This window comes from Mesorhizobium sp. B2-8-5 (assembly GCF_006440675.2).
Taxonomy (GTDB): Bacteria; Pseudomonadota; Alphaproteobacteria; order Rhizobiales; family Rhizobiaceae; genus Mesorhizobium.
The window spans coordinates 3,245,897-3,269,046 of sequence record NZ_CP083951.1; the positions used below are offsets into that span (position 1 = coordinate 3,245,897).

The window sequence follows — 23,150 nt, forward strand, 5'->3', positions numbered from 1 at the left end:
GATTTCACGCTTTTCCGAATGCTCCCGGCGTCGGCGTGGTAACGATGACGGTCTCGCCGGCATCGAGCGTGGTTTGGTCGCAGGCCTTCAAGATGTCGACCGATCCGTCATTGCGCCTGACCTTGGTCGAGCCCGCCTCGCCATCGCCGCCGCCGTCGAGGCCCTGGGGCGGCCGGTTGCGGTGGGAGGACAGGATCGCGCATTCCATCTTTTCGAGGAAGCGGATGGTGCGCCTGGTGCCGTCGCCGGCGTTCCACTTGCCCTTGCCGCCTGAGCCTTCGCGGATGTGGAAGTCCTCCAATACGACGGGGAAGCGCAGTTCGAGCACCTCGGGGTCGGTGAGGCGCGAATTGGTCATATGGGTATGGACACCGGACGTGCCGGCAAAGCCGCGTCCCGAATTCATCCGGCCGGCCGGCGAGCCGGAGCAGATCGTCTCGTAATACTGGTATTTCTTGTTGCCGAAGGTGAGGTTGTTCATCGTGCCTTGCGCGTTGGCGATCGCACCCATCGCGCCGAACAGCGCATTGGTGACGTGCTGCGAGGTCTCGACATTGCCGGCGACGACGGCGGCCGGGTAGGCGGGCTTCAGCATCGAGCCTTCGGGGATGACGATGTTGATCGGCCTGAGGCAGCCGGCATTCATCGGGATCATGTCCTCTACCATGACGCGGAAGGCATAGAGCACGGCGGCGCGGGCGACGGGCTCCGGCGCGTTGAAGTTGTTCTTCATCACTGGCGACGTGCCGGTGAAATCTACGGTCGCCTCGCGCTTTTGCCGGTCGACGGTGATCTTCACCCTGATCACCTGGCCGGTGTCGGTGGGGTATTCGTATGCCGCGCTGTCGGGGAGCCGCTCGATCACGCGGCGCACGCTCTCGGCGGCATTGTCCTGGACATGGCCCATATAGGCCTCGACGACGTCGAGCCCGAAATGCGCGACCATCTTGCGCAGCTCCGCCACGCCTTTTTCGTTGGCGGCGATCTGTGCCTTCAGGTCGGCGATGTTCTGGGACGGATTGCGCGCGGGGTAGGGGTGGTCGGTCAGCAGGGTCTCCAGTTCCGTCTCGCGGAAGCGGCCGCGGTCGACGATGCGGAAATTGTCGAACAGCACGCCCTCCTCATCGACCGTTGTCGCAAGCGGCGTCATCGAGCCGGGCGCGGTGCCGCCGACATCGGCGTGATGGCCGCGCGAGGCAGCCCAGAACAGGATCTCCTTGCGCGCATCGTCGAAGACAGGCGTCACCACGGTGATGTCGGGCAAATGCGTTCCGCCATTATAGGGCGCGTTGAGGGCGAAGACGTCGCCGGGATGGATGTCGGCCGAATTCAGGCGGATGACGGTTTCGACCGAGCGGTCCATGGAGCCCAGATGCACCGGCATGTGCGGCGCATTGGCGACCAGTGCGCCATGGCGGTCGAACACGGCGCAGGAAAAATCGAGCCGTTCCTTGATGTTGACGGAATAGGCGGTGTTCTGCAGCGTCACGCCCATCTGCTCGGCGATCGACATGAAGAGGTTGTTGAAGACCTCAAGCATCACCGGATCGGCCTCGGTTCCGAGTGCGGCCTGCCGTCGTTTCTTGCTCGTTCGGCGCAGGAGAATATGGTCCTTTGCGGTGATCTCGGCCTGCCAGCCCGGTTCGACAACAACGGTCTGGTTGGGTTCGATGATCAGGGCTGGGCCGGCAACCTTGTTGCCCTGCCTAAGGGCTTCGCGACGAAAGACGCCGGCCTCGCGCCATTCGCCTTCGGCGAATATTTTCCGCTTCTCGGAAGGAACAACGGCAAGATCCTGCAACTCCGCTTCGGTTTCCGCGCGGCCCGCGCCGCCGGCATCGCTGCCCTCCACCCCTACAGCCTCGATAATCATCGGCTTGTTTTCATAGACGAACCCGAACTGCGCCTTGTGCGCGGCCTCGAAATCGTCCTTCGCCCGCAGGATCGAGCCGTGCTCGAAATTCACCGGCAGAGCCGTGTCGGTGCCATCGTAGCGGATCTGGAGGATTGGCCTGGCGGTAATCCCGCTCTCGGCGATGCCCTGAGACACAAGTTCGGCGACCACAACTCCGCGCAGAGCGCCTATGAGATTTTCGATCGCCGGCCTGGATGCGTCCGCGAGCGGCTCCAGCAGCGCCTGCTGGCGCGAGGCGAAGACCGACGAGAGGCCGATGCCATAAGCGGAAAGCAGCCCCGAAAAGGGGTGGATGAGCACGGCTTCCATGCCGAGCGCATCGGCAACCAGGCAAGCATGCTGACCGCCGGCGCCGCCGAAGCAGTTGAGGAGATACTCGGTGACGTCGTAGCCGCGCTGCACCGAGATCTTCTTGATGGCGTTGGCCATGTTCTCGACGGCGATAGTGACGAAACCTTCGGCCACCGCCTCAGGCGTCCGGCCGTCGCCGATTTCGGCGGCAAGTGCGGCGAATTTTTCGCCAACCGTGCCGACATCGAGCGGCTGGTCCTGGCCCGCGCCAAAGATCGCCGGGAAGAAATCGGGCTGCAATTTGCCGAGCATGACGTTGGCGTCGGTGACGGCAAGCGGACCGCCGCGCCGATAGGCGGCGGGGCCGGGATTGGCGCCGGCGGAATCCGGACCGACGCGGAAGCGACCCGCTTCATAGTGCAGGATCGAGCCGCCTCCGGCGGCGACGGTGTGGATGCGCATCATCGGCGCGCGGATGCGCACGCCGGCGACCTCGGTGTCGAAGGCGCGTTCGTATTCGCCGTCATAATGTGCGACGTCGGTCGAAGTGCCGCCCATGTCGAAGCCGATGACCTTTTCGAAGCCGGCGAGCTTCGCCGTCTCGACCATGCCGACGACCCCGCCGGCCGGTCCCGAAAGCAGCGCGTCCTTGCCCTGGAACAGGTCGGCGGCGGTAAGACCGCCCGACGACATCATGAACATCAGGCGCGGTCCGGCGCCAAGTTCGCCGGCTACCCGCTGCACATAGCGCGACAGGATCGGCGACAGATAGGCGTCGACCACGGTGGTGTCGCCGCGGCCGACCAGCTTGATGAGCGGCGAGACCTCATGAGAGACCGAAATCTGGCTGAAGCCGATCTTGCGGCAAACCTTGGCCACGGCCTTTTCGTGATCCGGATATTTCCAGGCATGCATGAAGACGATGGCGACCGCGTCGATGCCGTCGGCCTTGGCCTGTTCGATCGCCGGGCGGCAGGCCGCGATGTCGAGCAGGCGCTCGACGCAGCCGTCGGCGCGCACGCGCTCGTCGATCTCGATGACGCGCTCGTAAAGCTGCTCCGGCAGGATGATCTCCTTGGCGAAGATGTCCGGCCGCGCCTGGTAAGCGATGCGCAAGGCGTCGCGAAAACCCTTGCTGATGAGCAGCAGGACGCGGTCGCCCTTGCGCTCGAGCAGTGCATTGGTGGCAACGGTCGTGCCCATTTTGACGTCGCCGATCGCGTCTGCGGAAATGGCGGCGCCGGTTTTCAACCCCAACAGGTCGCGGATGCCCTGGATGGCGGCGTCCGCATAGGCCTCGGGATTTTCGGACAGGAGTTTTCGGGGATGCAGCCGGCCTTGCGGGTCACGGCCGATGACGTCGGTGAAGGTGCCACCGCGGTCGATCCAGAAGTCCCATTTCCCAGTCCCCACGGCTGCCGGCATTTTGCTTATCCATCATGTCTTCGAGCGTATGTTCTGTTAGTTCGGGATTTCGGCGCCAGCAATCGCAAGTTGATGTTACACATGGAAATGCAACGTTACGAAACCGGCGGGCCTGCTGATGCATTTCTCTTGCGACCGCTCACCGAAATGTGAGCGTCTGTTGAAGGAGAGATATCATGAAGAAGCTCATTCTGGCGTCTGTTTCGGCGCTCGCCCTGCTGGGGGTCGCGGCTTGCAGCGACAGTGGCACCGGCACCGACAATACCACCACGCAAAGCACCAATCCGCCGGCCAACGAGCAGCCCATGAAGCCGGCTTCGCCCGACGCTTCGAAGCCCGCTGAACCGGCTCCGGCAACAAATCCGGCTCCTGCCGCGCCTGCGCAGTAAGAGCCTGACAGACAATATCGAGGAAGGCCGGCCTTGCCGGCCTTTCCCTTTTCGCCCTCGATCCCGCGCAGCGGATCGCCTGCGGCATCGTCCAGGCTTGATAGAACCGCCCGGTTCGCACTATGAAGCCGGCATGTCGATTTGGGACCGTCTTGGCGACTTCATCGCTCGTGTTTCCTCGTCGGCGTCCTCGGGCGTCGCGGATGTCGTGGAAGCCGTGCGCACCGTGTTTTCGGGCGATCCGGACCTGCGCCGGCGCGTGGCCTTCTCCGTGGCCATGATCGCGCTCTCGGCCAAGATGGCCAAGGCCGACGGCATCGTCACGCAGGATGAGGTGCGCGCCTTCCAGGAAATCTTCGAAGTGCCGCCGAGCGAGACACGCAACGTGGCGCGGCTTTACAACATCGCCAAGCAGGACGTCGCCGGCTTCGAGATCTATGCCCAGCGCATGGCGCAGCTCTGCGGGTCCGGCCATGCCAACTGCATGATGCTGGAAGATATCCTCGACGGTCTGTTCCATATCGCCAAGGCGGATGGCCTCATTCATGAGCATGAGGGCCAGTTCCTGCATCGCATCGCCGAGATCTTCCGGATCGACGAGGCGCATTACGAAGCGATCCTGTCGCGGCACGTCGATCTCGGCGCCGCCGACCCTTATGTCGTTCTGGGCATCGAGCGCGGCAAGCCGTTCGAGGAGATCAGGAAACGCTACCGCAAGCTCATCTCGGACAATCATCCCGACAGGCTGATCGCACGCGGCTTGCCGCAGGAATTCATCAAGATCGCCACGACCAGGGTCGCGGCCATCAACGCCGCCTATGAGATGATCGAGCGGGGCCTCAGACACGTATGAGCGGGTTCCTGCCCGACCAGCCAGGCGCCGAGGTCCGGGTGTCGCCGAATTTCGGTCCGCGCCGCGAGACGCTTCGACCCGACATGATCGTGCTGCATTATACCGGCATGGCAAGCGGCGCCGGCGCCGAGGCGTGGCTATGTGATCCGGCGAGCGAAGTGTCTTCGCATTATCTCGTTCATGAGGACGGCCGCATCGTCCAGATGGTACGCGAGAGCGACCGGGCGTGGCATGCCGGCAAGAGTTCCTGGCTCGGACGTACCGACATAAACTCCTGTTCGGTCGGCATCGAGATCGTCAACCCCGGGCATTCGCTGGGCTACAAGGCCTTCCCGAAGCGACAGATCGATGCCGTGATCGAGTTGTGCGCGGGCATCGTGGGCCGTTATTCGATCCCCGCGGCAAGGGTGCTCGCACATTCGGACGTGTCCCCGGGCCGCAAGGTCGACCCTGGCGAAAAATTTCCGTGGAAGGCGCTGTTCGTGGCGGGCGTCGGCCATCTCGTGCCGGCGGCGCCGATAAAGCCCGGCGCCGCACTCAAAGCCGGCGATACCGGCGCCGATGTCGAGGCGCTGCAGTCGATGCTGGCGCTCTATGGCTATGGCGTCGAGATGTCGGGTGTCTACGACAAGCGGACGGAAATCGTGGTAGCGGCCTTCCAGCGACATTTCCGGCGGCGGCTGGTGGATGGTGCAGCGGACAATTCGACGCTCCGCACGCTGGAAAGGCTCGTCGCTTCCGTAAAGGCAGCCCCCGCCAAGGGGTCGCGATAAGTTCCTTAAATTACAATCTGTCATTTAAAGTGAATTGCGTCGCCTTCATTGCCGCCAATTCCGCCTTCAAATGCCTCTCCCGCAAGTCGTCGGGCATCTATCCCCCCGGATGTTCCGATGTTGAATTGGCACAGCTGCGCGGAATTCTTCGCGCGGTTCTAACAGAACAGGACTACATGCAAAAATTGACCGTTGTAGCGGCAGCTGTTGCTGCCGGAGTGATAAGTTTTGCCTTCAATCCGGCAAGCAGCGCCCCTTTAAGCCTTCGGGCGGATAATGGCCTTGCCGCTGCCCCCATAACGGGCAAGGCTGTACCGGGCAGCAAAACGCCAAAGATCAAGAGAGCCCCGGCAAAGGTGCAGAAAGCCGCCGCGACTAGGGCGGGGAAATCGACGGCTAAGCGTGCCAAACGCGGCAGAAAGGCGATCGATCTCACCACGACCGCTTCTATCAACACCGGCAAGATCGCCCTGGCGGCGCCCGCCGCGGCCGGCGGGGGCCAATATTCGGCGATCGTTGCCCGCTATGCCGCAAGCTACGGCGTGCCGGTGTCGCTGGCCAAAGCCGTCATCAAGATCGAAAGCAACTACAGGCCGAGCATGGTCGGAAGCGCCGGCGAGATCGGCCTCATGCAGATCAAGCCGGCCACGGCGCGCATGATGGGTTATACCGGTTCGACCAAGGGACTGTTCGATCCCGACACCAACATCAAATTCGGCATGAAGTATCTTGCTATGGCGCAGGGTCTCGGCGGCGGCACCACCTGCGGCACAATCCTGAAATACAATGCCGGTCACGGCGCCAGGCGGATGAATCCGGTTTCGGCCGCCTATTGCAGCAAGGTGAAGGTGCAGATGGCGGCGCTGGGTTCGCCGGCTTAAGCCGGCCCACCGAAGTGGATTTGGGCAACGCGTATCTGCTTCATGCACGTCGTTGTCCCAACCGCCGCGCATCCGGACGCTTTTTCGTTTGCGTTTTCGGGTGGGAATCCCTTTATACGCGCTTGCCAGCTGGCCGGGCGGCCGCACCCGCGAGAACCGAAAGGTTGCGGGTGAGGAAAGTCCGGGCTCCATGGAGACACGGTGCCGGCTAACGGCCGGCGGGGGCGACCCCAGGGAAAGTGCCACAGAAAGCAAACCGCCACGGCATTTGCCGGGGCAAGGGTGAAAGGGTGGGGTAAGAGCCCACCGCGCGACTGGCGACAGGAGCGGCAGGGCAAACCCCACCGGGAGCAAAACCGAATAGGGGCGGTGCGAGGGGAAACCTTCGAGGGCTGTTTCCGGCCCACCGTCCGGGTAGGTTGCGTGAGGCGCATGGCAACATGCGCCCAAGATGAATGGCCGCCACGTTCTCGCCGCAAGGTGAGGGCCATACAGAACCCGGCTTACAGGCCAGCTGGCATTTTTCCAAAGTGCGGTAGCGTTAGGAAATCAGAAGGTTACGCCGGAAGGCGGGCCTTTTGATTCAACGTGCGGCGCAATCGCCCTGAACGCGATGACCTGTTCCTTGAAGCGGGTGCGATTAAATCGTACCTTGAAGGAGGAACAGGAGCGCATCATGGGCCAGGTCGACAAACGCAGCATCACACTTTCGCCGGAGCTGGCAGCCGCGGTTGACGATGTGGTCGCGGCTGGCGAATACGCCTCGGCCAGCGAAGTGATCCGCGATGCGCTCAGGCAATGGAAGGAGCGGCGCGATCTGCTCGGCTACAGCGTCGAAGAGCTGCGGAAACTGGTGCAGGAGGGGATCGACAGCGGGCCGGCCCTCGACGGTCCGTCGGTCATCGAACGAGCGCGTGCCAAATATCGCAAGATGGCTGAAGCGAAAGGCTTCGAAGAGTGAGATATCGGCTGCTTCCTCAAGCGGCGGTCGATCTCGAAGACATCGGCGACTACATCGCCAGCCATAGTCCCAATGCCGCGGTCCGGTTCGTAGACGCCATGGAGAGGAGGTGGAGCTTGCTCGGCCCGCATCCTTTTTCAGGTGCTCCACGCGACGATATCGCGCCCGGTATCCGCCATCTGGTGGTTGGCGAATACCTTACCTTGTACCGGGTCGATCACGATGCGATCGAGATTGTCCGCGTATTACACGGTCGACGCAAGATCGAAGCGGATGATGTGAACCCGTGACAGATCTGCTCAGCTTGCAATCTTGTCCAGCGACGCCTCAATCGCCTGCCACAGTTCCTCGACCGGCTCGCAGCCGATCGCCAGGCGAACGAAGCCGGGCGGCACGGCGTCACCGCGTTTCGAGCGCCGCTCCGCCGATGTGTGCACGCCGCCGAAGGACGTTGCCGCTTCGATAAGCCGACAGCCGTCGATGAACGCCTCGGCCTGTTCTTCGGAGACGAGTTCAAAGGAAATCAGGAAGCCGAAGCGCTCCATCTGGGCGCGCGCCAGATTGTGCGAGGCATCGCATTCGAGTCCCGGAAAGCGCAAGCCGCTGACGGCGCGATGGTCCTTCAGGCGGCGCGCGATCGTTTCGGCCGACGAGCACATGCGGTCGAAACGCACTTCCAGCGTTTCGAGGCCGCGATGCACGAGCCAGGCCTCGAACGGACCGGGGATGCCGCCGGCCGTCTCGCGCCAATCCTTCACCCTGGCGACAATGTCCGGATCGCGGCTGGCGACATGGCCGAAGAGCACGTCGGAATGGCCATTGATCGCCTTGGTGTCGGCAGAGACCACGATGTCGGCGCCAAGATCAAGCGGGCGCTGGCCGAAGGGCGTCATCGTGGTGTTGTCGACGATCAAGGTGCCTCCTTGCGCATGCACGGCCTTGGCGACCGCGGTGATGTCGCAAATGTCCAGTCGCGGGTTCGACGGACTTTCGACGAAGACCGCCCGGTAGCCGGCGAAGCCGCCATCGAGCATGCTTGCCGTGGGCCTCACGTCATAGGCGACGCCGAGCGCTTTCAGGAAACGCTCGGCCAGCGCGCGCGTCGTGTGATAGCCGTCCGACGGCAAGAGGATGCGGTCGCCCGATTTGACGAGCGCGAAGAAAGCCGCGGAAATCGCGGCCATTCCCGACGGGAAGGCAACGCATTGCGCATCTTCCAGATGGCCAAGCGCATGCTCGACCGCATGCCAGGTCGGGTTGCTGAAGCGGCCGTATTGATCGAAGCCGGTCGCGTCGCCCGGCGCGTGGAAGATCGAGGCCATGGTCAGCGGCAAGGGGATGGGATCGCCCTTGGCGAAATCGGCGCTGCGCAGATGGGCAAGTGTCGCGGCGCGTGACTTCGCAGTGTCGGACATCAGTTGGATCCTTGATTAGGGCAGAAAACCTCAACGGACGCTATGCGCGCCGGCTGTGCGCATCAAGCCGCGTCTTTTTGGGCCAGAGGGCTCTAAACGCTTCGTTAGGCTTAATAGACGATAAAGACGAGACGTGTCTTCAGCCTGCGCTTTCTGGTTGTGGTACGCGTGTTTGTGATACCTATTCCCGTTGACGCCCATAGTGCCCCATGATATCCCATTCGCATCATCAAGCTTTCGTTCCGCGTCAGGGTGAAGCGTACGCCAATCGGGCAGCCGCGGCGGCTGTGCGTTTGTCGGTTTTCGCCCCGGTGAATGAAGCGATTTGCCGCAAGCGCGGCGAGGGCGCGGAGAACAACATGAGGGGTGCAGCGGCGCCAGCGGCTGTAGAGTCTATTGGACCGGTTTCTGTCGAACACGGTGAGCAGGATCGATGCGAAGGGACGGGTGTCCGTTCCGGCGCATTTCCGCGCCGTGGTGCAGAAACGCGGCTATTCGGAACTCTACGCGCTGCGCTGCCTGGACCTCTCGGCGATGGATGTCGGTGGGCTCGACCTGCTCGACCGCTACGAGCAGCGGATCGCGCTGGAGGACCCTTTCCTGCAGACGGCGGACGACATGTCGTTCTTCTGCCATGGCGACGGGACGTTTCTGAAGCTGGACCAGGACGGCCGCATCACCATGACCGATTTCATCCGCGAGCATACGGGCATCTCGAACGAGGTGGCCTTTGTCGGCCGCGGCAATTTCTTTCAAGTCTGGGAGCCGGGACGGCTTGCCGCCTATGGGGCGCAGGCGCGGGCCAGGCTTTTGCAGCTTCGGCAGGGGACGAAGCCCGGGGAGCGATCGGAATGATGGCTGGCCACGGCGATGACCCTCACGCCGTTGGCGGACTGGCCCGTCACATTCCGGTCCTCCTTGCCGAGGTGCTCGACGCGCTCGCACCGAAGGCCGGCGAGACGATCGTCGACGGGACATTCGGCGCCGGCGGCTACACCAGCGCCATCCTCGATCGCGGCGCTTCCGTCGTTGCCATCGACCGCGACCCGGACGCAATCGCGGCGGGCAGGGCGCTCGAAGAACGGGCAGGCGGCCGACTGAGGCTTGTCCAGGCGCCGTTCTCGACGCTGGACGAGCATGTCGAGAGCGCCGATGGCGTGGTGCTCGACATCGGCGTTTCCTCCATGCAGCTCGACCAAGCCGAGCGCGGCTTTTCGTTTCGCGCCGACGGGCCGCTCGACATGCGCATGGCGCAGGCGGGGCTCTCCGCCGCCGATGTCGTCAACACCTTCAAGGCGGGCGACCTCGCGCGTATCTTCGGCTTTCTCGGCGAGGAGCGCCATGCCGGCCGCATCGCGCGCATGATCGAAAGCCGGCGCGAGAAGAGGCCTTTCGAGCGCACGCTCGATCTTGCCGACGCCATCGAAACGCATATCGGAAGAGGGCCGAAGGACAAGATCCATCCGGCCACGCGTGTCTTCCAGGCGCTGCGCATCTTCGTCAATGACGAGCTTGGCGAGTTGGCAAGAGCGCTGCTGGCCGCCGAGCGGGCGCTGAAACCCGGCGGACGGCTCGCCGTGGTGACGTTCCATTCGCTGGAAGACCGCATCGTCAAGCGCTTCATCGCCGACCGTTCCGAAGCAGCCAGCGGCTCGCGGCATATGCCCGACGCGCCCGTGCGCATTGCCACCTTCCGCAAGGCCGGCGGCGGCGTGACGCCGGGAGAGGCCGAGACGGAGGCCAATCCGCGCGCGCGCTCGGCCAGGCTGCGCGCGGCGATACGCACCGATGCCCCGGCGCGCGCCGGCGACTTTTCGATTTTCGGCCTTCCAAAGCTTCCCGCCGTCGAGCGGCCGGGAGAGAGGTGAGCACGTGTTTCGTACCAGCGACATAGTCCTGATCGCCGTCATGGTCTCGGCCGCCGCCCTGACCTACAAGACGAAGCGCGAAGCCGAAGAACAACAGGCGGCTGTGCAGAAGATCCAGGCGCAAATCCACTACGAGGAAGAGACGATCGATCTCCTCAAGGCGGACTGGAGCCTGCTCACCCAACCGTCGCGGCTGCAGAAGCTTGCCGATGTCTATAAGAGCCAGCTCGGGCTCGAACCGGTCAACGCGCACCAGATCGGCAGCCTCGACGACATCCCCGTGAAACCCCTGACCATCGAGGACCTCTCCTCGCAGCGGCTTGGCGGCATGGCCGACAATTCGGGGAAGGAGCCATCTGAAGACAAGGATCAGGTGGTCACCGGGAGCACCGTTCAATGATCGGTGGGCTTCCAAGAATCGGCGACCTGCTGAAGCGCCGGAAGAAGCAGGCTGAGGATGGCTCGATCGTCGTCGACGCCGCGCGCAAGGCGACTGGCGGCAAGGCAAGGACGCGCATCGTCATGACGATGGCGGTGTTCTTCACCATCTATTCGACCATTGCCGGCAGGCTCGTCTATCTCGGCATGCAGAATCCCGATCTTTCCGGCGGCCCGGAGAACCGGGTCACGGCATCGCGTCCGGATATCGTGGATCGCAATGGCGAGGTGCTGGCGACCGACATCAAGACGGCGTCGCTGTTTGCCGAGCCTCGCCGCATCGTCGACGCCGACGAAGCGATCGAGAAATTGTCGACCGTGTTGCCGGAGATCGATTACGAGCAGACTTATCGCAAGCTCAAGAGCGGCGCCGGCTTCGTCTGGCTGCAGCGGCAGCTGACGCCGAAGCAGCAATCCGACATCATGGCGCTGGGTGTCCCCGGCCTCGGCTTCCGCACCGAAAAGCGCCGCTTCTATCCGAGCGGCGAGACCTCGTCCTACATCGTCGGCCTCACCAACATCGACAACCAGGGCATCTCCGGCATGGAGAAGTATATCGACGAGCAGGGGCTGAGCGACCTGCAGGCGTCGGGGCTCGCGGTGGCCAAGGATCTCAAGCCGGTCAAGCTTTCGATCGATCTGCGCGTCCAGCATGTGGTGCGCGACGAGATTGCCGCCGGCCTGGAGCGCTATCGCGCACTGGGTGCCGGCGCCGTCGTGCTGAACATCAAGACGGGCGAAGTGATGGCCATGGCCTCGGTGCCGGACTTCGACCCGAACAATCCTTACAACGCCCAAGAAAAAGACCGGCTGAACCGTATGTCGGCCGGCCTCTACGAGATGGGCTCGACCTTCAAGAGCTTCACCTCGGCCATGACGCTCGATTCGGGCAAGGCGACGATGAACAGCCGCTTCGACGCGTCGCATCCGATCCGGGTCGGCCATCAGGCCATCCACGATTTCCATGGCAAGAACCGAGTGCTGTCGCTGCCGGAAGTGTTCCTCTATTCGTCCAATATCGGGTCGGCCAGGGAGGCCGAACTAGTCGGCATCGAGGGGCACCGCGAATTCCTGCACCGCCTCGGCATTCTGGACAGGATGCAGACCGAACTGCCGGAAGTCGCCCGCCCGACCGAACCCAAGGTCTGGAAACAGGTCAACTCGTTCACCATCGCCTTCGGCCATGGCGTGTCGACCACGCCTCTGCAGGCTGCCGTCGGCTGCGCGGCGCTGATGCAGGGCTATCTGATCGAGCCGACATTCCTGGTGCGCAGCGAGCAGGATGCAATGGCGGTGGCCAAGAAGGTGGTCAGCGACAAGACGGTCGAAGGCATGCGCTATCTCTATACGCTCAACGCCGAGAAGGGCTCGGCCAGAAATGCCAGGGTCCCCGGTTACCGCGTTGGCGGCAAGACCGGAACGGCCGAGAAGGTCATCAACGGCCGCTACTCCAAGGACTTGAATTTCAACACCTTCGTCGCCGCCTTCCCGATGGACGATCCGCAATTTCTGGTGTTCACGATCGCCGACGCCCCGCATCCGGAAAAGCCCGGGATGACGGACGTCGCCGCCAACAATGCGGGGGTTATGGCCGGCAACATCATCAGACGCGCGGCCGCCATGCTTGGCGTGAAGCCAGATTTCAGCCATGAAAATGGTGCAACGCTGGTTTCCTATCAGTGATTCTTGGGGCGCGCCGGCAACTGCGCGCTATTTTGTTGCGGTGAACGGGACTCAATGCATCTAAAAGATCTAGCCGGTATCCTGCCTGTCGAGGGAACAGTTTCCCGCGATCTGGAGGTGACCGGACTTTCCTCCGATTCCCGCTCGGTCAAGACCGGCGTCGTCTTCTTCGCCCTTGCCGGCAGCAAGGCCGACGGTTCGACCTATGCGGCCGATGCAGCGGCCCGAGGCGCCGCGGCGATCGTCACCGGCCGGGGCACGACCGTCTCCGGCCTATCGGTCCCGGTTCTCGCCGTCGATGATCCGCGCCTGGCGCTGGCACTCAGCGCGGCACGCTTCTTCGGGCGCCAGCCGCAGACCATGGTTGCCGTCACCGGCACCGCCGGCAAGACATCCGTCGCCGCTTTCACCCGCCAGATCTGGGAGCAGGCGGGTTTTGCCGCCGCTTCGATCGGCACGACCGGTGTCGTTGCGCCCGGCCGCAACGAATATGGCTCACTGACGACGCCCGATCCGGTGGCGCTGCACCGACTGCTCAAGGAACTGGCGGATGCCGGCGTTACCCACGCCTCGATGGAAGCCTCGAGCCACGGTCTCGACCAGCGCCGCCTCGACGGCGTGAAGCTGGCGGCCGGCGCTTTCACCAATCTCGGCCGCGACCACATGGATTATCATCCGACGGTCGAGGATTATCACCGCGCCAAGCTGCGCCTGTTCGACACGTTGCTGCCGAAAGGCGCGCCAGCGATCGTCTTTGCCGACGACCTGTGGTCGGAGCCCACGATCAGGGCCGCAAAGGCGGCGGGCCTGAAGGTGTTGACCGTCGGTCGCCATGGCGATTTCCTGACACTCAAGCGGGTCGAGCATGAGCGCCATCGCCAGCGCGCCGAGGTCGTGGCGGACGGCGTGCTGCACGAGGTCGACCTGCCATTGGCCGGCGATTTCCAGATCGCCAACGCGCTGGTCTCGGCCGGCCTTGCCATCTCGACCGGAACGCCGGCAAGCAAAGCCCTGGCGGCGTTGGAAAAATTGCAGGGCGCGCCGGGCCGGCTCGACCTCGTCGGCACCACTGCCGCCGGCGCCCCCGTCTATGTCGACTACGCGCACAAGCCCGATGCGCTGGAGAATGTGCTGACCTCGGTCCGGCCTTTCACCACGGGCCGCGTCGTCGTGGTGTTCGGCTGCGGCGGCGACCGCGATCGGGGAAAAAGGCCGATCATGGGCGAGATCGCGACGCGGCTCGCCGATATCGTCATCGTCACCGACGACAACCCGCGCACGGAAGTGCCCGAAACCATCCGCGCGGCGATCCTCGCAGCGGCGCCGGGCGCCATCGAGATCGGCGATCGCCGCAAGGCAATCCACGAGGCGGTGGCGATGCTTCGCGCCGGCGACACGCTCATCGTCGCCGGCAAGGGGCATGAGGAAGGCCAGACCGTCGGCACCGAAACCTTCCACTTCTCCGACCATGAGGAAGTGCGCGAGGCGCTCAAGGAGCGCGTCGCATGAGTTTGCTGTGGACGTCGGAAGCGCTGGTCGAAGCCGTGGGCGGCAGGCCGATCGGCTCGCTGCCGGAAGGCATCACCGGCATTTCGATCGACAGCCGCAGCCTTGCGCCCGGAGACGCCTTCTTCGCCATCAAGGGCGAGGCGATGGACGGCCATGATTTCGCGACAGCCGCGGTCAAGGCCGGAGCGGCAGTGCTGGTCGTCGCCGAGGGCAAGCTGCCCTCGCTCGGCCGGCTGACGGCGCCGATGATCGTCGTGCAGGACGTGCTTGCGGCTCTCGAGAAGCTCGGTGTGGCCGCCCGCGCCCGCTCGAAGGCCAGGATCGTCGCGGTCACGGGCTCGGCCGGCAAGACGACCACCAAGGAAGCGCTGCGCCATGTGCTGTCGGCGGTTGGCAAGGTGCACGCCTCGGCGCAGTCATTCAACAACCATTGGGGCGTGCCGCTGACGCTGGCGCGCATGCCGCAGGACTGCGACTACGCGGTCTTCGAGATCGGCATGAACCATCCGGGCGAGATCAGGCCGCTGGTCAAGATGGTCAGGCCGCATGTCGCCATCGTGACGATCATCGCCGCCGCCCATCTCGGCTTCTTCAAGAATCTCGACGAGATCGCCACGGCCAAGGCCGAGATTTTCGAGGGGATCGAGCCCGGCGGCGCCGCGCTGCTCAACCGCGACGATCCACGCTGGAAGCTGCTCGGGAAAATGGCGAAAGAGGCGGGGGTCGAGCATGTCTTCGGCTTCGGCGAAAATCCCCGTTCGGCCTTCCGCCTTGTCGGCTGCGAGCTTCATGCCGACCATTCCGACATCGCCGTCAAGCTCGGCAAGAAGGACCTGACCGCCCGTGTCGGGGCGCCTGGCCGCCATATCGTGCAGAACGTGCTGGCGGTGCTCGGCGCCGCGCAACTGGTCGGTGCAGACCTCGACAAGGTCGCGGCTGCGCTTGCGGATCTTTCGGCTGAGCGCGGACGGGGCCGGCGCCATGTCCTGCATCATCCCAACGGGCCGATCACGCTGATCGACGAGAGCTATAACGCCAATCCGGCGTCGATGGCGGCGGCCATGGCGCTGCTCAACGCTACGCCTGTCTCGGGCGAGGGCCGGCGCATCGCGGTGCTCGGAGACATGCTGGAGCTCGGCAGCCATTCGGCCAAGCTCCATGCGGCGCTTGCCGGGCTGATCGTCGGCACAGGCACGCGCAACGTCTTTCTCGGCGGGCCGGAAATGCAGGCGCTGGCCGACGTCCTGCCGTCAGACATCGCAACCGAGTATCGATCGGAAGCGGAAGAACTGAAGCCGATCGTGATCTCCGCGCTCAGGCCCGGCGACGTGGTGATGGTCAAATCGTCGAAAGGCATCGGGTTTTCAAAGCTGGTCGAGGCATTGCTCGGCAAATTTCCGGCGGAAGCCACAAACATTAAGCCGACCTAGGTCGGGCTCCGGGGGACGGAAAAAACCATGTTCACATTGCTCGTCGATTTCGCGGACAAAATCTCGTTCTTCAACGTCTTCCGCTACATCACTTTTCGCACCGGCGGCGCGCTGATCACGTCGGCGCTGATCGTCTTCATCTTCGGGCCGACGATCATCAATTCGCTGCGCCTGCGGCAAGGCAAGGGCCAGCCGATCCGCGCCGATGGCCCGCAGACCCATTTCAAGAAGGCCGGAACGCCGACCATGGGCGGGCTGATGATCCTGTCCGGCATCATCGGTTCGTCGCTCTTATGGGCTAACCTGTCCAGCATCTATGTCTGGGTGGTGCTGCTGGTCACCGTCGGCTTCGGCTCGATCGGCTTTTACGACGACTACCTCAAGGTCACCAAGCAGTCGCATCTGGGCTTCTCCGGCAAAGCGAGGCTGGCGATCGAGTTCATCGTCGCGGCAATCGCCGCGTGGGTGATCATGCACAACGGCCAGGCGCCGTTCTCGTCGTCGCTGACCTTCCCCTTCGCCAAGGAATTCCTCATCAACCTCGGCTGGTTCTTCATCCCGTTCTCCTGCTTCGTGATCGTCGGCGCCGGCAATGCGGTGAACCTGACCGATGGCCTCGACGGCCTGGCGATCGTGCCGATCATGATCGCGGCGGCGTCCTTCGGCGTCATCGCCTATCTTTCGGGCAACGCGGTCTTCGCCGAATATCTGCAGATCCACTTCGTTCCCGGCACCGGCGAGCTCGCCGTCGTGCTCGGCGCGGTGATCGGCGCGGGCCTTGGCTTCCTCTGGTTCAACGCGCCGCCGGCCGCGATCTTCATGGGCGACACCGGCTCGCTGGCGATGGGCGGCCTGATCGGCACCATCGCGGTCGCCACCAAGCACGAGATCGTGCTGGTCATCGTCGGCGGCCTGTTCGTGGTCGAGATCCTGTCGGTCATCATCCAGGTCGGCTACTTCAAGATGACCGGCAAGCGCGTTTTCCTGATGGCGCCGATCCATCACCATTTCGAAAAGCTCGGCTGGACCGAAAGCCAGGTGGTGATCCGCTTCTGGATCATTGCCGTCATCCTGGCGCTGGTCGGCCTCTCCACCCTCAAGCTGAGATAGGACACCCGCTTGATCCCCGCCTTTTCCTTTTCAGGCAAACGCGTTTCGCTCTTCGGGCTTGGCGGCTCGGGGATCGCCACCGCGCATGCGCTGATCGCGGGGGGCGCCGAGGTGCTGGCGTGGGACGACAATCCGGACAGCGTCGCCAAGGCGGCGGCCGCGGGGATTGCGACCGGCGATCTGCACGCCGCCGACTGGCAGCACTTCGCCGCCTTCGTTTTGTCGCCAGGGGTACCGCTGACGCATCCCAAGCCGCATTGGACGGTGGAGCTGGCGCGGGGCGCCGGCGTCGAGGTCATCGGCGATATCGAGCTGTTCTGCCGCGAGCGCATCAGCCGCGCGCCGGCAGCACCCTTCGTCGCGATCACCGGCACCAACGGCAAGTCCACGACGACGGCGCTGACGGCGCACATCCTGAAATCGGCGGGCCGCGACACGCAGATGGGCGGCAATATCGGCCGTGCCATCATGACGCTCGATCCGCCCGAGCCGACACGGCATTATGTGGCCGAGTGCTCGTCCTACCAGATCGATCTCGCGCCCTCGATCAATCCGACCGCCGGCATCCTGCTCAACCTGACGCCGGACCATCTCGACCGGCATGGCACGATGGCGCATTACGCCTCGATCAAGGAAAGGCTGGTCGCGGGCTCAGACACCGCGATCATCGGCGTCGACGATTCCTGGTGCGCCCAGATCGCCGACCGCCTGGAGCGCGCCGGCCGGCAGGTCATCCGCATTTCCAAGCGCCTGCCACTGACCGACGGCTATTTCGCCGACGGCACCAATCTGATGGAAGCCGTGCATGGCCGCTACAGCCGCGTCGCCTTCCTTGAAGGCATCGGCTCGTTGCGCGGCCAGCACAATGCGCAGAATGCGCTGGCCGCCGTTGTCGCCTGCCTGAAGGTCGGGCTCGATCTCGGCGAGATCCAGGCCGGGCTCGAAAGCTTCCCCGGGCTGGCGCACCGCATGGAGCAGGTCGGCCGCAAGGACCATGTGCTGTTCGTCAACGATTCCAAGGCGACCAATGCCGATGCTGCAGCGCCCGCGCTGTCGAGCTTCGCCAACCGTATCTACTGGATCGCCGGCGGCCTGCCCAAGGAAGGCGGCATCGAGCCGCTGCGCGGCTTCTTCCCGCGCATCGCCAAGGCCTATCTGATCGGCGAGGCGGCGCCCGCCTTTGCGGCGACGCTCGGCGAGACGGTGCCTTACGAGATATCCGGAACGCTGGCGGCGGCGGTGGAGCATGCCGCCGCCGACGCGGCAAAGGACACCGGCGGCGAGGCCGTGGTGCTGCTTTCGCCGGCCTGCGCCAGTTTCGACCAGTTCAAGAATTTCGAAGTTCGCGGCGAAGCCTTCAGGCAAGCTGCGACTGCTATAGATGGTGTGAACCCCATCGGAGGGCCACGTTGATGCAAAGCCGTCTCGACAAAAGTCCTGTCGCAACCTGGTGGTGGACGATCGATCGCTGGTTCCTGGCCGCGTTCCTGTCGCTGATGGGGCTTGGCATTATCTTGTCCTTCGCGGCGAGCCCCGCGGTGGCCGAGCGTATCGGCCTCGACAGCTTTCACTTCGCCACCAGACAGGTCATCTTCACCATCCCGGCGCTGATCGTCATGCTTGCGGTCTCCTTCCTGGAGGCGCGGCAGATACGGCGCATGTCGCTGGTGATGCTCTGCATCATGCTGGTGCTGATGGTGGCGGTGCTCTACGTCGGCGTCGAGGTGAAGGGGGCGCGGCGCTGGGTGTCGCTTGCCGGGCTTTCCATTCAGCCATCCGAGTTCCTGAAGCCGGCCTTCGTCGTCATCTGCGCCTGGCTCTTTGCCGAGCATAAGCGCCAACCCGATATTCCCGGCAACCTGTTCGCCCTCCTGCTGCTTGTGCTGGTGGTCTCTCTGCTGGTCGCTCAGCCCGACCTCGGCCAGACCATGCTGGTGACCGGCACATGGGGTGTCATGTTCTTCATGGCCGGCCTGCCGTGGCTGTGGATCATGGCCCTCGGCGTTATTGGGGCGAGCGGCCTGTTCGCGGCCTATTCGGTGTTCCCGCACGTTGCCTTGCGCATTGACAAGTTTCTGACCGGCGAAGGCGATACCTTCCAGGTCGACATGGGCCGCGAGGCGCTCATCAACGGCAGTTGGTTCGGCGTTGGGCCGGGCGAAGGAACCGTCAAGCGCATTGTTCCGGATGCTCATACCGACTTCGTCTTCTCGGTCGCGGGCGAGGAGTTCGGCCTCATCATGTGCTTCTTTATCATGTCGATCTTCGCCTTCATCGTGCTGCGCGGATTGAGCATCGCGCTCAAGGAGCAGGACGATTTCACCCGCTACGCGGTTGGCGGCCTCGTCACCGTCTTCGGCCTGCAATCGGCCATCAACATGTGCGTGAACCTGCAGCTGATGCCGGCCAAGGGCATGACGCTGCCCTTCATTTCCTATGGCGGGTCCTCGCAGATCGCCATTGCCGTCTCGATGGGCATGGTGCTCGCATTGACGCGCAAGCGTCCGGAAAAGCGCAAGCAGATGGGCTTCGTCCTCTCGCAGCGCGCAATGCCGGCGGAATGAGGCAGGATGGCAAAGGGTGTGATCCTGCTTGCAGCCGGCGGAACGGGCGGACATCTGTTTCCGGCCGAGGCGCTGGCGCATGAGCTGATCGAACGCGGCTGGAAGGTGCATCTCGCCACCGACCGTCGCGCCGAGCGTTATTCCGGCCAGTTTCCCGCCGCCGACATCCACGCGATCGCCTCGGCGACGCTGGGATCGAGGAATCCGGTCGCCGTGATCTCGGCCTTCTGGAAAATCTGGCAGGGCGTGCGCGAAGCGGGAAGGATCATCGCCAGGATCAAGCCGGAGGCGGTCGTCGGCTTCGGCGGCTATCCGACGCTGCCGCCGCTCTATGCGGCGACAAGGCGAAGAGTGCCGACGCTGATCCATGAGCAGAACGCCGTCATGGGCCGCGCCAACAAGGCGCTTGCCAGCCGCGTCGATGCGATTGCCGGCGGCTTCCTGCCGGAGGGCGCCAGCGCTGACGGCGCAAAGACGGTGACCACCGGCAATCCGGTCAGGCCGCAGATCCTCGAGGCAGCGAAGACGCCTTACGTGGTACCGAACGAGGGCGAGCCGTTCCGTTTCCTGGTGTTCGGCGGCAGCCAGGGCGCGCAGTTCTTTTCCGATGCGGTTCCAGCAGCGATCGCGCTTTTGCCGCAAGACCAGCGCAAGCGGCTGGCGATCACCCAGCAGGCGCGCGCCGAGGATGTGGCGCGGGTGAAGGCCGCCTATGCCGAACTCGGCGTCGACGTCCAGGTTTCGCCCTTCTTCACCGACATGGCGGCGCGCATGGGGGCGGCGCATCTGGTGATGTCGCGCTCCGGCGCCTCGACGGTTTCGGAAATCGCCGTCATCGGCCGGCCGGCGCTGCTGGTGCCTTATCCGCATGCGCTCGATCACGACCAGGCGGCGAATGCCGCGGCCCTTGCCGCCGCCGGCGGGGCCGAACTCCACCCGCAATCGACGCTGTCGGCGGAGCGGATCGCCGAGTTGGTCGGTGGGCTGATGAAGGCTCCGAACCGGCTGGCGACCATGGCCGCCGCCGCCCGCTCGGCCGGGAAACCGAACGCGGCGCAGTTGCTCGCCGATCTGACAGAGGCTATTGCGTCCGGCAAAACGGTTTCGGACTACAGGAGGACGCGCGCATGAAGATGCCGCAGACGATCGGCCTTGTGCATTTCATCGGCATCGGCGGCATCGGCATGAGCGGCATCGCCGAGGTGCTGCACAATCTCGGCTACAAGGTGCAGGGGTCCGACCAGGCCGACGGCGCCAATGTGCAGCGGCTGCGCGACAAGGGCATCGAATGCTTCGTCGGCCACAAGGCCGAGAATCTCGGCGACGCCGAAGTCGTGGTCGTTTCGACCGCTATCAAGAAATCCAACCCGGAACTGAAAGCCGCGCGCGAGAAGTTGCTGCCGATCGTCCGCCGAGCCGAGATGCTGGCCGAACTGATGCGCTTCCGTCAGGCCGTTGCCATCGGCGGCACACATGGCAAGACGACGACCACCTCCATGGTGGCGACGCTGCTCGAGGCCGGCGGGCTCGACCCGACCGTCATCAATGGCGGCATCATCAATGCCTACGGCACCAATGCGCGCATGGGCGATGGTGAGTGGATGGTGGTCGAAGCCGACGAGAGCGACGGCACCTTCCTGAAGCTGCCGGCCGACATCGCCGTCGTCACCAACATCGATCCCGAGCATCTCGACCACTATGGCAGCTTCGACAAGGTGCGCGAGGCCTTCCGCCAGTTCGTCGAGAACGTCCCGTTCTACGGCTTCGGCGTGATGTGCACCGACCATCCGGAAGTGCAGGCGCTGGTCGGCCGCATCGAGGACCGGCGCGTCATCACCTATGGCGAGAACGCGCAGGCCGATGTGCGCTTCACCAACCACCGGATGCAAGGTGCGATCTCCGAATTCGATGTCGTGATCCGCGATCGCAAGGGACGGGGCACGACTTCGATAAATGATCTGCGCCTGCCGATGCCCGGCCGGCACAACGTCTCCAACGCGACGGCGGCGATTGCCGTCGCGCATGAGCTTGGCCTCTCGGCCGAGGCGATCAAGAAGGGCCTGTCGTCCTTCGCCGGCGTCAAGCGGCGCTTCACCCATACCGGTTCGTGGAACGGCGTCGAGGTGTTCGACGATTACGGTCACCATCCGGTCGAGATCGCGGCGGTGCTGAAGGCCGCGCGCAGCGCGACCAAGGGGCGTGTGATCGCCATCGCGCAGCCGCATCGCTTCACCCGCCTGCACGATCTCTTCGATGAGTTCTCCGTCTGCTTCAACGACGCCGACACGGTGATGGTGGCGCCGGTCTATGCGGCAGGCGAAGAGCCCATCGAAGGCGTGACCTCCGACGCGCTGGTGTCGCGCATCCGCTCGGGCGGCCATCGCGACGCGCGCTATATCGATGGCGCGGCGGCGATCGCGCCAGTCATTCGCGAGCTTGCCAAGCCTGGCGATTTCGTCGTCTTCCTCGGCGCCGGTAACATCACGCAATGGGCCTATGCGCTGCCCAAGGAACTGGGTGGGACGCCCTCATGATGCGTGGCCAAGACCTGATCGACAAGCTCGGCGACAAGCTTTCCGGCCTGCGCGGCCGTATCACGCCGAACGCGGAGATGGACAAGATCACCTGGTTCCGGGCCGGCGGCCTGGCCGAGGCGCTGTTCCAGCCGGCCGACGAGGAAGACCTGGCGGCCTTCCTGCGCGCGGTGCCGGAAGAGGTGCCGGTCACGGTGGTCGGCGTCGGCTCGAACCTTCTGGTGCGCGACGGCGGCATTCCCGGCTTCGTCATCAGGCTCTCGGCCAAGGGTTTTGGTGAGGCCGAGGTTGTTTCGTCGATCGGCATCAAGGCGGGCGCTGCTACGCCCGACAAGCGCCTCGCAGCGGTTGCCCACGAGGCCGGTATCGGCGGCTTCCATTTCTACCACGGCATCCCCGGCGCCATTGGCGGCGCGCTCAGGATGAACGCCGGCGCCAACGGCGTCGAGACCCGCGAGCGGGTCGTCGAGGTGAGGGCGTTGGACCGCAAGGGCAATCTCCATACGTTGCTCACTGACGATATGGGCTATGCCTATCGCCACTCATCCGCGCCTTCCGGCCTGATCTTCACCTCGGCTATTTTCGAAGGGTTTCCAGAAGACAAGGCCGCGATCAAGACCGCGATGGATGCCGTGCAGAACCACCGCGAGACGGTGCAGCCGATCCGCGAGAAAACCGGCGGCTCGACCTTCAAGAATCCGGAAGGCACCTCGGCCTGGAAGGAAATCGACAAGGCGGGCTGCCGCGGGCTGATGATCGGCGGCGCGCAGATGTCGCCGATGCATTGCAACTTCATGATCAACACCGGCACGGCCACCGGCTACGACCTCGAATATCTCGGCGAGACGGTGCGGGCGCGGGTGCTCGAGAACTCCGGCATCCGGCTGCATTGGGAGATCAAGCGCCTCGGCAATTTCCGCCCTGGCCATGCGGTGCAGGAGTTCCTCGGGCAGCTCCTTTAGCTTGGGCTGAAGTTCATGTGATACTTGAACTTCCAGCAGTCTGAAATGGCCGCAAACCGTTGCCTTAATGACTCACAATTCACTTTTTGCGGCTGTTTTCGCGGAAAGTGAATCTCTCGGAATCATAGGCACTTGCCAGCGAATCAACT

Annotated in this window: 20 protein-coding genes and 1 other RNA gene; 19 read left to right on the plus strand and 2 right to left on the minus strand. The window is 64.1% G+C overall.

Going from position 1 to position 23,150, the window contains the following annotated elements:
- Positions 1–4 precede the first annotated feature (4 nt).
- On the minus strand, positions 5–3,631 hold the full coding sequence (locus tag FJ430_RS15695; protein ID WP_140705970.1) for a hydantoinase B/oxoprolinase family protein: 3,627 nt from the start codon (positions 3,629–3,631) through the stop codon (positions 5–7).
- A gap of 176 nt (positions 3,632–3,807) precedes the next feature.
- On the opposite strand from FJ430_RS15695, the gene FJ430_RS15700 reads away from it, so the two are divergent.
- The 7 genes from FJ430_RS15700 to FJ430_RS15730 all read left to right on the plus strand — a co-directional run bounded on the left by FJ430_RS15700 (position 3,808) and on the right by FJ430_RS15730 (position 7,778).
- On the plus strand, positions 3,808–4,020 hold the full coding sequence (locus tag FJ430_RS15700) for a hypothetical protein (protein ID WP_027168700.1): 213 nt from the start codon (positions 3,808–3,810) through the stop codon (positions 4,018–4,020).
- Positions 4,021–4,153: 133 nt separating this feature from the next.
- Entirely contained in the window at positions 4,154–4,873 is a 720-nt protein-coding gene (locus tag FJ430_RS15705; protein WP_140705968.1) for a J domain-containing protein, read from the plus strand.
- Positions 4,870–5,646: an N-acetylmuramoyl-L-alanine amidase gene (locus FJ430_RS15710; protein ID WP_140705966.1), complete on the plus strand. Its 777-nt coding sequence runs from the start codon at positions 4,870–4,872 to the stop codon at positions 5,644–5,646. The genes FJ430_RS15705 and FJ430_RS15710 overlap by 4 nt, the downstream gene beginning before the upstream one ends.
- A gap of 176 nt (positions 5,647–5,822) precedes the next feature.
- Positions 5,823–6,527, plus strand: coding sequence for a lytic transglycosylase domain-containing protein (locus FJ430_RS15715; protein WP_140706006.1), 705 nt, complete (start codon positions 5,823–5,825; stop codon positions 6,525–6,527).
- Positions 6,528–6,652: 125 nt separating this feature from the next.
- Positions 6,653–7,049, plus strand: an RNA gene (rnpB, locus tag FJ430_RS15720) — RNase P RNA component class A.
- 154 nt (positions 7,050–7,203) lie between these two features.
- Positions 7,204–7,488, plus strand: coding sequence for a type II toxin-antitoxin system ParD family antitoxin (locus FJ430_RS15725; protein WP_140630896.1), 285 nt, complete (start codon positions 7,204–7,206; stop codon positions 7,486–7,488).
- The gene (locus tag FJ430_RS15730; protein WP_140644018.1) at positions 7,485–7,778 is read left to right on the plus strand and encodes a type II toxin-antitoxin system RelE/ParE family toxin; all 294 of its coding nucleotides are present in this window, start codon (positions 7,485–7,487) and stop codon (positions 7,776–7,778) included. The genes FJ430_RS15725 and FJ430_RS15730 overlap by 4 nt, the downstream gene beginning before the upstream one ends.
- A gap of 9 nt (positions 7,779–7,787) precedes the next feature.
- Here the strand turns inward: FJ430_RS15730 and FJ430_RS15735 are convergent, their stop codons facing one another.
- Positions 7,788–8,903 carry a cystathionine gamma-lyase gene (locus FJ430_RS15735; RefSeq protein WP_140705964.1) on the minus strand — a complete coding sequence of 372 codons (1,116 nt, stop codon included), beginning with the start codon at positions 8,901–8,903 and terminating at the stop codon, positions 7,788–7,790.
- Positions 8,904–9,299: 396 nt separating this feature from the next.
- On the opposite strand from FJ430_RS15735, the gene mraZ reads away from it, so the two are divergent.
- From mraZ to murB, 12 genes are read left to right on the plus strand one after another with little or no spacing between them, the layout of a single operon-like run.
- On the plus strand, positions 9,300–9,758 hold the full coding sequence (mraZ, locus tag FJ430_RS15740; protein WP_140644023.1) for a division/cell wall cluster transcriptional repressor MraZ: 459 nt from the start codon (positions 9,300–9,302) through the stop codon (positions 9,756–9,758).
- Entirely contained in the window at positions 9,755–10,771 is a 1,017-nt protein-coding gene (gene rsmH, locus FJ430_RS15745; RefSeq protein WP_140644025.1) for a 16S rRNA (cytosine(1402)-N(4))-methyltransferase RsmH, read from the plus strand. The genes mraZ and rsmH overlap by 4 nt, the downstream gene beginning before the upstream one ends.
- 4 nt (positions 10,772–10,775) lie before the next feature.
- Positions 10,776–11,171 carry a hypothetical protein gene (locus FJ430_RS15750; protein WP_140705962.1) on the plus strand — a complete coding sequence of 132 codons (396 nt, stop codon included), beginning with the start codon at positions 10,776–10,778 and terminating at the stop codon, positions 11,169–11,171.
- Positions 11,168–12,892, plus strand: coding sequence for a peptidoglycan D,D-transpeptidase FtsI family protein (locus FJ430_RS15755; RefSeq protein ID WP_140674760.1), 1,725 nt, complete (start codon positions 11,168–11,170; stop codon positions 12,890–12,892). Before FJ430_RS15750 ends, FJ430_RS15755 begins: the two co-directional genes overlap by 4 nt.
- A 54-nt stretch (positions 12,893–12,946) precedes the next feature.
- Positions 12,947–14,401 carry a UDP-N-acetylmuramoyl-L-alanyl-D-glutamate--2,6-diaminopimelate ligase gene (locus FJ430_RS15760; RefSeq protein WP_140705960.1) on the plus strand — a complete coding sequence of 485 codons (1,455 nt, stop codon included), beginning with the start codon at positions 12,947–12,949 and terminating at the stop codon, positions 14,399–14,401.
- The gene (locus FJ430_RS15765) at positions 14,398–15,831 is read left to right on the plus strand and encodes a UDP-N-acetylmuramoylalanyl-D-glutamyl-2,6-diaminopimelate--D-alanyl-D-alanine ligase (protein ID WP_140705958.1); all 1,434 of its coding nucleotides are present in this window, start codon (positions 14,398–14,400) and stop codon (positions 15,829–15,831) included. The genes FJ430_RS15760 and FJ430_RS15765 overlap by 4 nt, the downstream gene beginning before the upstream one ends.
- A gap of 27 nt (positions 15,832–15,858) precedes the next feature.
- Positions 15,859–16,941, plus strand: a complete 1,083-nt coding sequence (gene mraY, locus FJ430_RS15770; protein ID WP_140644041.1) for a phospho-N-acetylmuramoyl-pentapeptide-transferase — start codon at positions 15,859–15,861, stop codon at positions 16,939–16,941.
- A 9-nt stretch (positions 16,942–16,950) separates the two neighbouring features.
- Positions 16,951–18,354 (plus strand): UDP-N-acetylmuramoyl-L-alanine--D-glutamate ligase, encoded by a 1,404-nt coding sequence (gene murD / locus FJ430_RS15775; RefSeq protein ID WP_140705956.1) that lies wholly within the window; start codon positions 16,951–16,953, stop codon positions 18,352–18,354.
- On the plus strand, positions 18,354–19,505 hold the full coding sequence (ftsW, locus tag FJ430_RS15780) for a putative lipid II flippase FtsW (RefSeq protein WP_140644047.1): 1,152 nt from the start codon (positions 18,354–18,356) through the stop codon (positions 19,503–19,505). The genes murD and ftsW overlap by 1 nt, the downstream gene beginning before the upstream one ends.
- Before the next feature lie 6 nt (positions 19,506–19,511).
- Positions 19,512–20,636 carry an undecaprenyldiphospho-muramoylpentapeptide beta-N-acetylglucosaminyltransferase gene (gene murG / locus FJ430_RS15785; protein WP_140705954.1) on the plus strand — a complete coding sequence of 375 codons (1,125 nt, stop codon included), beginning with the start codon at positions 19,512–19,514 and terminating at the stop codon, positions 20,634–20,636.
- Positions 20,633–22,039 carry a UDP-N-acetylmuramate--L-alanine ligase gene (gene murC, locus FJ430_RS15790; RefSeq protein WP_140705952.1) on the plus strand — a complete coding sequence of 469 codons (1,407 nt, stop codon included), beginning with the start codon at positions 20,633–20,635 and terminating at the stop codon, positions 22,037–22,039. Before murG ends, murC begins: the two co-directional genes overlap by 4 nt.
- The gene (gene murB / locus FJ430_RS15795) at positions 22,036–23,001 is read left to right on the plus strand and encodes a UDP-N-acetylmuramate dehydrogenase (protein ID WP_140644053.1); all 966 of its coding nucleotides are present in this window, start codon (positions 22,036–22,038) and stop codon (positions 22,999–23,001) included. Before murC ends, murB begins: the two co-directional genes overlap by 4 nt.
- The last annotated feature ends 149 nt before the right edge of the window (positions 23,002–23,150 follow it).

Coding starts and splice junctions, on each gene's coding strand:
- FJ430_RS15695 (WP_140705970.1), bottom strand. CDS start 3,631: ATGCCGGCAGCCGTGGGGACTGGGAAATGGGACTTCTGGATCGACCGC.
- FJ430_RS15700 (WP_027168700.1), top strand. CDS start 3,808: ATGAAGAAGCTCATTCTGGCGTCTGTTTCGGCGCTCGCCCTGCTGGGG.
- FJ430_RS15705 (WP_140705968.1), top strand. CDS start 4,154: ATGTCGATTTGGGACCGTCTTGGCGACTTCATCGCTCGTGTTTCCTCG.
- FJ430_RS15710 (WP_140705966.1), top strand. CDS start 4,870: ATGAGCGGGTTCCTGCCCGACCAGCCAGGCGCCGAGGTCCGGGTGTCG.
- FJ430_RS15715 (WP_140706006.1), top strand. CDS start 5,823: ATGCAAAAATTGACCGTTGTAGCGGCAGCTGTTGCTGCCGGAGTGATA.
- FJ430_RS15725 (WP_140630896.1), top strand. CDS start 7,204: ATGGGCCAGGTCGACAAACGCAGCATCACACTTTCGCCGGAGCTGGCA.
- FJ430_RS15735 (WP_140705964.1), bottom strand. CDS start 8,903: ATGTCCGACACTGCGAAGTCACGCGCCGCGACACTTGCCCATCTGCGC.
- rsmH (WP_140644025.1), top strand. CDS start 9,755: ATGATGGCTGGCCACGGCGATGACCCTCACGCCGTTGGCGGACTGGCC.
- FJ430_RS15755 (WP_140674760.1), top strand. CDS start 11,168: ATGATCGGTGGGCTTCCAAGAATCGGCGACCTGCTGAAGCGCCGGAAG.
- FJ430_RS15760 (WP_140705960.1), top strand. CDS start 12,947: ATGCATCTAAAAGATCTAGCCGGTATCCTGCCTGTCGAGGGAACAGTT.
- FJ430_RS15765 (WP_140705958.1), top strand. CDS start 14,398: ATGAGTTTGCTGTGGACGTCGGAAGCGCTGGTCGAAGCCGTGGGCGGC.
- mraY (WP_140644041.1), top strand. CDS start 15,859: ATGTTCACATTGCTCGTCGATTTCGCGGACAAAATCTCGTTCTTCAAC.
- ftsW (WP_140644047.1), top strand. CDS start 18,354: ATGCAAAGCCGTCTCGACAAAAGTCCTGTCGCAACCTGGTGGTGGACG.
- murG (WP_140705954.1), top strand. CDS start 19,512: ATGGCAAAGGGTGTGATCCTGCTTGCAGCCGGCGGAACGGGCGGACAT.
- murC (WP_140705952.1), top strand. CDS start 20,633: ATGAAGATGCCGCAGACGATCGGCCTTGTGCATTTCATCGGCATCGGC.
- murB (WP_140644053.1), top strand. CDS start 22,036: ATGATGCGTGGCCAAGACCTGATCGACAAGCTCGGCGACAAGCTTTCC.